The sequence below is a fragment of the Streptomyces sp. H27-D2 genome (genome assembly GCF_035828615.1).
In the GTDB taxonomy this organism is placed as follows: domain Bacteria; phylum Actinomycetota; class Actinomycetes; order Streptomycetales; family Streptomycetaceae; genus Streptomyces.
This window is the reverse complement of record NZ_JAYMZR010000161.1, coordinates 1-9,926: the sequence shown is the minus strand read 5'-3', so window position 1 is coordinate 9,926 and position 9,926 is coordinate 1. Positions and strand designations below refer to the sequence as shown.

Annotated in this window: 8 protein-coding genes; 5 read left to right on the top strand and 3 right to left on the bottom strand. The window is 70.0% G+C overall.

The window, feature by feature from the left end:
* Positions 1 to 73 precede the first annotated feature (73 nt).
* Together manA and QMK28_RS32835 are read left to right on the top strand one after the other, a co-directional pair.
* On the top strand, positions 74 to 1,333 hold the full coding sequence (gene manA, locus QMK28_RS32840) for a mannose-6-phosphate isomerase, class I (RefSeq protein WP_326443350.1): 1,260 nt from the start codon (positions 74 to 76) through the stop codon (positions 1,331 to 1,333).
* Positions 1,334 to 1,450: 117 nt separating this feature from the next.
* The gene (locus tag QMK28_RS32835) at positions 1,451 to 2,509 is read left to right on the top strand and encodes a cation diffusion facilitator family transporter (RefSeq protein ID WP_326443349.1); all 1,059 of its coding nucleotides are present in this window, start codon (positions 1,451 to 1,453) and stop codon (positions 2,507 to 2,509) included.
* A 217-nt stretch (positions 2,510 to 2,726) separates the two neighbouring features.
* Here QMK28_RS32835 and QMK28_RS32830 read toward each other — a convergent pair whose 3' ends face one another.
* A complete protein-coding gene (locus tag QMK28_RS32830; RefSeq protein ID WP_326443348.1) occupies positions 2,727 to 4,892 on the bottom strand; it encodes a fructose-specific PTS transporter subunit EIIC in 2,166 nt (721 codons plus the stop codon).
* Between the two features lie 326 nt (positions 4,893 to 5,218).
* Between QMK28_RS32830 and ahcY the strand changes: the two genes are divergently transcribed.
* Together ahcY and QMK28_RS32820 are read left to right on the top strand one after the other, a co-directional pair.
* A complete protein-coding gene (ahcY, locus tag QMK28_RS32825; RefSeq protein ID WP_326443347.1) occupies positions 5,219 to 6,676 on the top strand; it encodes an adenosylhomocysteinase in 1,458 nt (485 codons plus the stop codon).
* Positions 6,677 to 6,738: 62 nt separating this feature from the next.
* Positions 6,739 to 7,353, top strand: a complete 615-nt coding sequence (locus tag QMK28_RS32820; RefSeq protein WP_326443346.1) for a hypothetical protein — start codon at positions 6,739 to 6,741, stop codon at positions 7,351 to 7,353.
* A gap of 103 nt (positions 7,354 to 7,456) precedes the next feature.
* Here the strand turns inward: QMK28_RS32820 and QMK28_RS32815 are convergent, their stop codons facing one another.
* Positions 7,457 to 8,446, bottom strand: a complete 990-nt coding sequence (locus QMK28_RS32815; RefSeq protein WP_326443345.1) for an RDD family protein — start codon at positions 8,444 to 8,446, stop codon at positions 7,457 to 7,459.
* A gap of 123 nt (positions 8,447 to 8,569) precedes the next feature.
* On the opposite strand from QMK28_RS32815, the gene QMK28_RS32810 reads away from it, so the two are divergent.
* Entirely contained in the window at positions 8,570 to 9,577 is a 1,008-nt protein-coding gene (locus tag QMK28_RS32810; protein ID WP_326443344.1) for a stage II sporulation protein M, read from the top strand.
* 152 nt (positions 9,578 to 9,729) lie between these two features.
* On the opposite strand, the gene QMK28_RS32805 is transcribed toward QMK28_RS32810, so the two are convergent.
* A partial coding sequence (locus QMK28_RS32805) for a hypothetical protein (RefSeq protein ID WP_326443343.1) occupies positions 9,730 to 9,926 on the bottom strand: 197 nt, incomplete at its 5' end.

Sequence of the window (9,926 nt, the reverse complement as noted above, 5' to 3'; positions counted from 1 at the left end):
ACCCCCCCCTCGCGCGCCACCGCCCCCTCCCGGCGCCCCGCGCCCCACACGCACAGTCAGGAAGCGCCACCGCATGGACCGTCTCGCCAACACCGTGCGCCCCTACGCCTGGGGCTCCACCACCGCCATCCCCGAGCTGCTGGGCAACGAGCCGACCGGCGAACCGCAGGCCGAGATCTGGATGGGCGCCCACCCCGGCGCCCCGTCCCGGATCGACCGGGGGACGGGCCCGCTGCCGCTGTCCGAGGTGCTCGCCGCGGACCCGGCGGCCGAGCTGGGCCCCGAAGCCGTACGGCATTTCGGGCCGCGGCTGCCCTTCCTGCTCAAGGTGCTCGCCGCCGGGTCGCCGCTGTCGCTCCAGGTCCACCCGGACCTCGCGCAGGCGAAGGCGGGCTTCGCGGACGAGGAGGCGCGCGGCGTCCCCATCGACGCGCCGCACCGCAACTACAAGGACGCCAACCACAAGCCCGAGCTGATCTGCGCGCTCACGCCCTTCGACGGCCTGTGCGGCTTCCGGCCCCCGGCCGAGGCCGCCGACCTGCTGGCCGGCCTCGACGTCGACACCCTCAAGCCGTACGTCGACATCCTGCACGCGGCCCCGGAGGCGGACGCGCTGCGCGAGGTGCTCACCGCCGTCCTGTCCGCCGAGCGCACGGCCATGGCGGAGACCGTCGAGCTGGCCGCCGCCGCTGCCGAACGCCTCGGCGCACTCGACGGCCCGCACGCCCCCTCGTACGCCGCCTACGCCTCCATCGCCCGGCGCTACCCGGGCGACCCCGGCGTCATCGCGGCGATGCTGCTCAACTACGTACGGCTGCAACCCGGCGAGGCGCTCTTCCTCGGCGCGGGCATCCCGCACGCGTACCTCAACGGCCTGGGCGTCGAAATCATGGCGAACTCGGACAATGTGCTGCGCTGCGGCCTGACCCCCAAGCACGTCGACGTGCCCGAACTGCTGCGCATCGTCCGATTCGAGTCCGGTGACCCGGGCGTGCTGCACCCGGCCGTGCCGCACTCCGCCACACCGGGCGCGCCGGCCGCCGAAGAGGTCTACGAGACCCCGATCGACGAATTCCGGCTGTCCAGGTACGTCCTGACGGTCGGCGCCGAGCCGAGCCCGCTGGACGCCCGCACCCCGCAGATCCTGCTCTGCACGGCGGGCACGGCGATGCTGCACAGCACCGACGGAACGAGCCGCGCGGCGGGCGCCGCAGCGGGCGCTGACGGCACCGAGCTGCTGCTCGGGAGGGGCGAATCGGTCTTCGTCCCGGCAGGCGAGCGGGTCGAACTCTCCGGTGGCGCCACGGTCTTCCGTGCCACTGTGGTGGCCTGACGCACCAGCCGTCGCCCGGGCTGCAACAATGCTCAGCTAAAGACGGAGTAAAGCTCCCGGCCGGCACCGTCGGCCGGGAGTGGGACTCCCGGCCGACGGAAGGGACACTCGGCACTCATGAGTGCATCAGGCGGAAACAAGGCGATCGTCGCGGCGCTGGGCGCCAACCTGGCCATCGCCGTAGCCAAGTTCGTGGCGTTCGCCTTCAGTGGCTCGTCCTCGATGCTGGCCGAAGGCGTCCACTCGCTCGCGGACTCGGGCAACCAGGGGCTGCTGCTGGTCGGCGGCAAGAAGGCCAAGCGCGAGGCGACCGAGGAACACCCCTTTGGCTACGGCCGGGAGCGGTACATCTACAGCTTCCTGGTCTCCATCGTGCTCTTCACGGTCGGCGGCATGTTCGCGATCTACGAGGGCTACGAGAAGATCAAGCACCCGCACGACATCGAGCACTGGTACTGGCCGGTCGGCGTCCTGGTGTTCGCGATCATCGCCGAGAGCTTCTCGTTCCGGACCGCGATCAGGGAATCGAACGAGATCCGCGGGAAGCAGACCTGGACGCAGTTCATCCGCCGCGCCAAGGCCCCGGAACTGCCGGTCGTCCTGCTGGAGGACCTCGGCGCGCTCGTCGGCCTGGTGCTGGCGCTGTGCGGCGTCGGCATCGCGCTGGCCACCGGCGACGGCGTGTGGGACGGCATCGGCACCCTCTGCATCGGTGTGCTGCTCATCGTGATCGCGATCATCCTCGCGGCGGAGACCAAGTCGCTGCTGCTGGGCGAAGCGGGCGGTGTGGACGAGGTCAAGAAGATCCGCGCCGCGATCGTCGACGGCGACACCGTCACCCGCGTCATCCACATGCGCACCCTGCACCTGGGCCCGGAAGAGCTGCTGGTCGCCGCGAAGATCGCGGTCCAGAGCGACGACACGGCCGCCGAGGTAGCGAGCGCGATCAACGCCGCCGAGGCCCGTATCCGCGAGGCCGTCCCGATCGCCCGGGTGATCTACCTGGAACCGGACATCTACAGCGCGGCAGCCGCCGCCGCCGGCGAGAACCCCGGCAAGACCCCGGGCGGCCCGGAAGAAGCCAGTCCGGAAGAAGCCAGTCCGGATGAAGCCAGTCCGGGCGAAGCCGGCCCGGGCGAAGCCGGCCCGGCCAAGGGCGGCCCGACCGAGAGCTGAGACTCCGCACCGCTTGCGCGGTGAGCCGGTCCGTATGCGACCTGTGCGTGGACCCGTACACGACCTGTACGTGCGAAGGCCCCCGGATCGTCCGGGGGCCTTCGCACGTCGCGCGCGCCGCGTTCGCCCCGTACGGACCCAGGGCCGCCCGCAGGGTGGGGGCGCAAGGGCGGGCTGCAGGGGCCTACACGATCAGCCCCTCACGCCCCCCACCGCGCTACTTGATCTCGCCGAGCACCCGCAGGATCGCCGCCGAGTCCGGCGCGGACAGCAGCCGCTCCCGGAATCCGGTGTCCATCAACTTCCGTGACAGCAGGGCCAGAATCCGCAGGTGCTCGTCGCCCGCAGCGGCCTCCGGCACCGAGATCATGAAGACCAGCCTGGCCTTCGTCCCGTCCAGCGCACCCCATTCGATGCCCTCGGCGGAGCGCGCGAAGCCGACGACGGGCGCGGTCACGGCATCCGTCTTGGCGTGCGGGATCGCGATCTCTTCGCCGAGCCCGGTGGTGCCCTGCGCTTCGCGGGCGAGCGCGACGCGGACCAATTCGTCGACGTCCGAGACCTTGCCGGTGCCGGCGAGAAGCTGGGCCATCTCCCGGATCGCCGCTTCCTTGTCCGCGGAGGCCAGTTGCTCCTTCACTGTCTGCCCGGTGAGATAGCCGGACAGCACTTCATGGCTGCCGTCACCTTCGCCACCGCCCGAGCCGCCTGCACCCGGCGCGGCGTCCGGCGTCTTACGGACCGAAACCGCGGCCGGAGCAGTAGTCGAAGGGCCGGCCGAGGCGCCGGCCGAGGCGCCCGCCGCCGCGATGCCCGCCCCGGCAAGCGCCGGTTCCAGCAGCGAAGCCGAGGTTGCGGACGAAGCCGCGGACGACACCGAAGCCGCCGCACCCCCAGCCGCCTCCCGAGCCTTGCTCCCACCCTTGCCGAGCGTCATGAAGGTGACGGTCGCGAGTGCGGTCACCACGGTGCCGATGACGATCGCGAGGAAGAACATCGGCACGCCGCCGACCGCACCGAGCACGGCGACGATCGGACCGCCGTGCGGCACGTTGTCCGAGACCGCCGCGAGCCCCGCGACGGCGCCCGCCGCCGCGCCGCCGAGCATGTTCGCCGGGATGACCCGGGCCGGCCGCGCCGCCGCGAAGGGGATGGCGCCCTCGGTGATCCCGAAGAAGCCCATGAACAGCGCGGCCAGGCCGGTTTCGCGCTCCTGCTCGTCGAACAGCTTGCGCCGGATCAGCGTGGCCAGGCCCTGGCCGAGCGGTGGCACCGGGATGGCGGCCGCGCACATGCCCATGATCTCGGGGTTCTTGGAGACGAGCCCGGCGCCGAAGAGGAACGCCGTCTTATTGACGGGACCGCCCATGTCGAACGCGATCATGAGGCCGAGGATGATGCCCAGCAGCGCGGCGCTGGTCCCGGTCAGCCCGCCCAGCCAACTGGTGAGGTGCTCGAAGACCCACGAGATCGGCTTGCCGATGACGTAGATGAAGAACATGCCCAACGCTGTCGTCGCCACGATCGGGATGACGATGATCGGCATGATCGGCCGCGCGAACTTGGGGACCTTGACCTTCTTGATCCACAGCACCAGATAGCCGGCCAGGAAGCCGGTGACGATCGCCCCGATGAACCCCGCGCCCGACTTCGAGTCGTACAGCGCACCGGTGTTGGCGATCCAGCCGCCGATCATGCCCGGCACCAGAGCGGGCCGGTCGCCGATCGCGTAGGCGATGTATCCGGACAGGATCGGCACCATCAGCGTGAAGCCGATCACGCCGATGTCGTTGACGTGCTTCCAGAACGAGCCGTCCGGGATCACCAGTCCGCCGTCTGCCTGCGGGTCGCCGCCGATGGCGAGCGATATCGCGATCAGCAGACCGCCGACCACCACGAACGGGATCATGTACGAGACGCCGTTCATCAGCGCCTTGTACGTGACGCCGCGTCCCTTGCTCTCGCCGCCGCTCCCACCGGAGGGCTGCGCGGCGGCCCCGCCCGAGCCCGAGCCGTCGCCGCCGAGCACCGGTGCGCTCCGCACCCGCTCGATCAGCTGCTCCGGGTGGTGAATGCCTTCGGCGACTCCGATGGCCAGCACCTTCTTGCCGACGAAGCGGCTTTGGTCGACGTCCTTGTCCGCGGCGATGATGATGCCGTCGGCCTCTCTGACATCGTTGTCAGACAAGACGTTCTCAGTACCGATCGACCCTTGGGTCTCGACCTTCATCGCATGTCCCAGCGCTTCCGCGGCCTGGGACAGCTTCTCGGCGGCCATATAAGTGTGAGCGATGCCCGTGGGACACGCGGTCACCGCGAGCAGCTTCAACCCCGGCTCGGCCGCTGTCCCCGCCGCATCGTGGGGGTCGGCAGGACTGGTCACGTGGATCTCCTTGGTCGTCGGGCTGTGCCGTGGATGACGACCGGGTTTGCCGTGGGAGGCGCCCTGGCCGAAAACAGCCCCAGTGTCATCCAAGCCATCAGCGTAAGCAATCCTGCGGTACGGCCATCCGGTGTAGGTTCGTATGAGCACAGACGTCGCTGCTGATGGCGGTCGGTCGGCTCCACGAGTCGTCCGAGGGAGAGAGGGCCTGGACGGACTGCGCTGTGGTGGGGGACACGTGTGTCCGAATAGCGTGTCCACGTACCTGCCCACGCCGCAGACTCAGCCGAATACACCCTCGATCGATCCCACGAGGAGCAGCTCGTATGACGACGACCGCCACTGGTCAGGACTTCAAGGTCGCTGACCTTTCGCTTGCGGCCTTCGGGCGCAAGGAGATCACGCTGGCCGAGCACGAGATGCCCGGCCTGATGTCGATCCGCAAGGAGTACGCCGCCACCCAGCCGCTGGCCGGCGCGCGGATCATGGGTTCGCTGCACATGACAGTGCAGACCGCCGTGCTCATCGAGACGCTGACGGCGCTCGGCGCCGACGTGCGCTGGGCGTCCTGCAACATCTTCTCCACCCAGGACCACGCGGCCGCCGCGATCGCCGTCGGCGCCGAGGGCACCCCGGAGAACCCGCAGGGCGTGCCGGTCTTCGCCTGGAAGGGCGAGTCCCTCACCGAGTACTGGTGGTGCACGGAGCAGGCGCTGACCTGGCCCGGCGCGGCGACCGGCGGCCCGAACATGATCCTGGACGACGGTGGCGACGCCACCATGCTCGTGCACAAGGGCGTCGAGTTCGAGAAGGCCGGCGCGGCCCCGGACCCGTCGACCGCGGACAGCGAGGAGTTCGAGGTCGTCCTGACGGTCCTCAACCGCACGCTGGCCGAGAACCCGCAGAAGTGGACGCAGCTCGCGTCGGAGATCCGCGGGGTCACCGAGGAGACCACCACCGGCGTGCACCGCCTGTACGAAATGATGCAGGACGGCTCGCTGCTGTTCCCGGCCATCAACGTGAACGACGCCGTGACCAAGTCGAAGTTCGACAACAAGTACGGCTGCCGCCACTCGCTGATCGACGGCATCAACCGCGCCACAGACGTGCTGATCGGCGGCAAGGTCGCCGTCGTCTTCGGCTACGGCGACGTCGGCAAGGGCTGCGCGGAGTCGCTCCGCGGCCAGGGCGCCCGCGTGATCATCACGGAGATCGACCCGATCTGCGCACTGCAGGCCGCGATGGACGGCTTCCAGGTCGCCACGCTCGACGACATCGTCGCCACCGCCGACATCTTCGTCACCACGACGGGCAACAAGGACATCATCATGGCCGCCGACATGGCCAAGATGAAGCACCAGGCGATCGTGGGCAACATCGGCCACTTCGACAACGAGATCGACATGGCCGGCCTGGCCAAGACGCCCGGCATCGTCAAGGACGAGGTCAAGCCCCAGGTCCACACCTGGAAGTACCCCGACGGCAAGGTACTCATCGTGCTGTCCGAGGGCCGGCTGCTGAACCTGGGCAACGCGACGGGCCACCCCTCGTTCGTGATGTCCAACTCCTTCGCGGACCAGACGCTGGCCCAGATCGAGCTGTTCACCAAGCCGTCCGAGTACCCGACCGACGTCTACGTGCTGCCCAAGCACCTGGACGAGAAGGTCGCGCGCCTGCACCTGGACGCACTCGGCGTACGGCTGACGACGCTCCGCCCGGAGCAGGCGTCGTACATCGGCGTCCCGGTGGAGGGCCCGTACAAGTCCGACCACTACCGCTACTGAGTCGATGAGCGCAGGCCCCCGCCCCCTCCGGGCGGGGGCCCGCCCTTTTCCGAGGTTCCACCATGCCCCGCGGCCGCTACTCGCTGTACGACACACACGATCACTCCCCCCTCGGTGACGAGCACTTCCACTGCGCCACCGGCCCGTCCGGCTGGCGCTACGTCTCCCAGATCACCACGCCCGCAGGCGACCACGCGGGCTCCGTCGACCTGACCCTCGACGAACTCGGCCGCCCCATCCGCCTCCAGCTGCACGCGTCCAGCTGGCAGGTACGAGGCGCCGCCCTCGACGGCGTCACCTGGGTACGCACCGACCCCACCGGCGTTCACGCCACCGACGGCAACGTCCCCGCCCACGCCTTCACCGGCGCTTCCCCCGCGTTCCTCATCGCGACGGCCCGCCTGCTGCGCCTCGAACTCGGCGCCCCCGCGACCCGCGTCCGGCTGGTCGCCTTCACACCCCCCGTACTCGCTCCCCGCACCCTGGACCAGTCCTGGGCCCTGACTGACACAAAAGCACACAGCACTGACAACTCCCCCTTGTCCGTGGACGAATACCAGGTCACGGACCTCGACACGGGTGAGCAGCGCCCCGTGCACATCGCCGGCGACGTGATCCTCTCCGCCCCCGGCATGGAACTCGAAGAGCTCGAATCCCCGCCTTCGTCCTTCAACTGAGGCAATCTGCCTGAGGTATATGGGGCAGCACGATGCCCGCCGGCCGCCCCAGCAGAGGAGCTGCCGACGAACCGGCAGAGGGCTCAGCGGCCGGGGCAACTGCCTATGCGGGCGGACTGAACCCAGTACCGGGGGACCGCCGCTCGGGCTCACCCCGTACCGGCGCCGAACCCTCCGCACCCCCGCCCGCTCCCGCAGCCTCAGCGGTCCCCGCGACTCCGCCGCCGGCCCACACCTCTCCCGGCCGGGCGAAGCCCCTGACACCCCGCTCGGTGGGCGCGCCGACCTCCCCTGGAACACCGCCCGCACCCACAGCCCCCGCGCTCCAAGCCCCCGGCTCCCCGAACGCCCGCCGCGCGTCCCGCGCCCGCCGTACGCCCAACACCGCCGCCAGATAAGCGGCAGGGGGCATCCCCGGCGGCACCGGCGCTCCGGTCCGCTCCGCGACATCGGCCGCCAACCGCTCCGCCAGGACCGCCCCGACCTCGGGATCGAGCTGTCGCGTGCGCGTGAGGTATTGCCGTACGGCCAGCCAGAGCCCGTCCGGAACCCCCGAAAGATCGAGTTCCGCGAACTTTTCGGCCAGCCACGGCGGCAGCGGGGGAGGGGGCGGCAACACCGTCGCCCGCGCGACCGGCACCCGCTCCCGTACGACCAGCGTGCCCGCGAAGGCATCGCCGATCCGCCGCCCGCGCGCCGACACCAACGAAGCGACGCAGGCGATGACCCCCAGCGTCAGCACGATCTCCACCACTCCCATCGCCCCGCGCACCAGCGCGTGCCGGAACCGGACCGGCCCCCCGTCCTCCCGCACCACCCGCAGCCCGCAGGCGAGCTTCCCGAGCGACCGCCCATGGCTCAGCGTCTCCACCGCGATCGGAGCCCCGATCAGCACCAGCACGAAACTGGCCACCGACACCGCCGTGGACGCCGCCTCGTCCAGCGAAGCCGTAGCGGCCGACAGCGCGATCGACACCGCCAGATAACCGGCCCAAGCCACCGCCAGATCGATGAGCACGGCCAGCGCGCGGCTCGGCAGCTTCGCCGGCCGCAGCCCCAACGGCACCGCCTCGCCCGTCACGAGTTCACTCACGCGAGGTGTCCTCCCTCTTCCGTGTCCTCGTACGCCCCTGACCCAACGCGGCCAGTCTGCCAAGCTGGGTGCGCGTCCCGCCGTAAGTAAGCACGCCGAGACACCACGAGGAGCAGTACCCGGATGGACCTCGACGTCTTCGTGACCGCCCACCGGGCGGAGTGGGACCGGCTGGACGCACTGCTCCGCCGCCGACGCCGGCTGACCGGCCCGGAGGCCGACGAGCTCGTTTCCCTCTACCAGCGCGCGGCCACCCACCTCTCCCTGATCCAGTCCCGCGCACCCGACCCGGCTCTGATCGGCCGGCTCACCTCCCTGGTCGCGCGTGCCCGCAGCGCGGTGACCGGTGCGCGCAGAGCGAGTTGGCGGGACGCGGTCCGCTTCTTCACCGCCGGCTTCCCGGCCGCGCTGTACCGGACCCGCCACTGGTGGATTCCGACCGCCCTGCTCTCGACGGCCGTCGGCGCCCTGATCGGCTGGTGGATCGCCACCCACCCGGAAGTGCGGGCGACGATCGCCGCGCCCGCCGAACTGCGCGAACTCACCCGCCCCGGGGGGCAGTACGAGGCGTACTACTCGACCCACGCCGCCTCGTCCTTCGCCGCCCAGGTGTGGACGAACAACGCCTGGGCCGCCTTCCTCTGTCTGACCTTCGGAGCGTTCCTCTGCGTGCCCGTCCTCTGGGTGCTCTTCCAGAACATGCTCAACCTGGGCGTCGGCCTCGGCCTGATGTCCTCGGCCGGCCGCCTCGACACCTTCCTCGGTCTCCTCCTGCCCCACGGCCTGCTGGAGCTCACCGCGGTCTTCGTCGCCGCGGGTACGGGCCTGCGGCTCGGCTGGACCCTCATCGACCCCGGCCCCCGCAGCCGTCGAACAGCCCTCGCTGAAGAAGGGCGGGCTGCCATCGGCATGGCCATCGGCCTGGCCGCGGTCCTCTTCGTCTCCGCAGGGATCGAAGCCTTCGTCACCCCTTCCGGCCTGCCCACCTGGGCCCGCGTCGGCATCGGCGTGACGGCTGAGCTGCTCTTCCTTCTCTATGTCTACGCGGTAGGCGGCAGAGCAGCCCGAGCAGGCGAAACGGGCGACCTGGAAGCGGCGGACCGGGACGCCGGGCTACCCACTGCGGCGTGATGTGCGTAGCCCCGTCCTGAGCTGCTAGTCTCCTCATCGCCCCACAGAAACCCGTTGACACGGGTGATGTGGGGAGGTAGATTTGAACGGTTGCCGCGAGCTAGACAGGCGCGATCGCAACGGCTAGTGTTTGCCTCGCTTCGATCGTGAATTCAATTCCGATGAAGCGCATCCGAATTCTTATCGAGAAACGCAAAGCCGATTAGCTCGGCCGAAACGAATCTGATAAAGTCGGAGCAGCCGAAAGGCAAGGCCCCGCAAGCGGCCGCTGGATTGAAATTCAGACCGGAAACGGACTGGAAATGAGTCTGGTAGAGTTTGCAACGCAAGACCGAGTGAGCGCCCGGAG

What these genes read in the sequence shown, in the direction of transcription:
- manA (WP_326443350.1), top strand. Translation starts at nt 74, where the DNA reads ATGGACCGTCTCGCCAACACCGTGCGCCCCTACGCCTGGGGCTCCACC.
- QMK28_RS32835 (WP_326443349.1), top strand. Translation starts at nt 1,451, where the DNA reads ATGAGTGCATCAGGCGGAAACAAGGCGATCGTCGCGGCGCTGGGCGCC.
- ahcY (WP_326443347.1), top strand. Translation starts at nt 5,219, where the DNA reads ATGACGACGACCGCCACTGGTCAGGACTTCAAGGTCGCTGACCTTTCG.
- QMK28_RS32820 (WP_326443346.1), top strand. Translation starts at nt 6,739, where the DNA reads ATGCCCCGCGGCCGCTACTCGCTGTACGACACACACGATCACTCCCCC.
- QMK28_RS32810 (WP_326443344.1), top strand. Translation starts at nt 8,570, where the DNA reads ATGGACCTCGACGTCTTCGTGACCGCCCACCGGGCGGAGTGGGACCGG.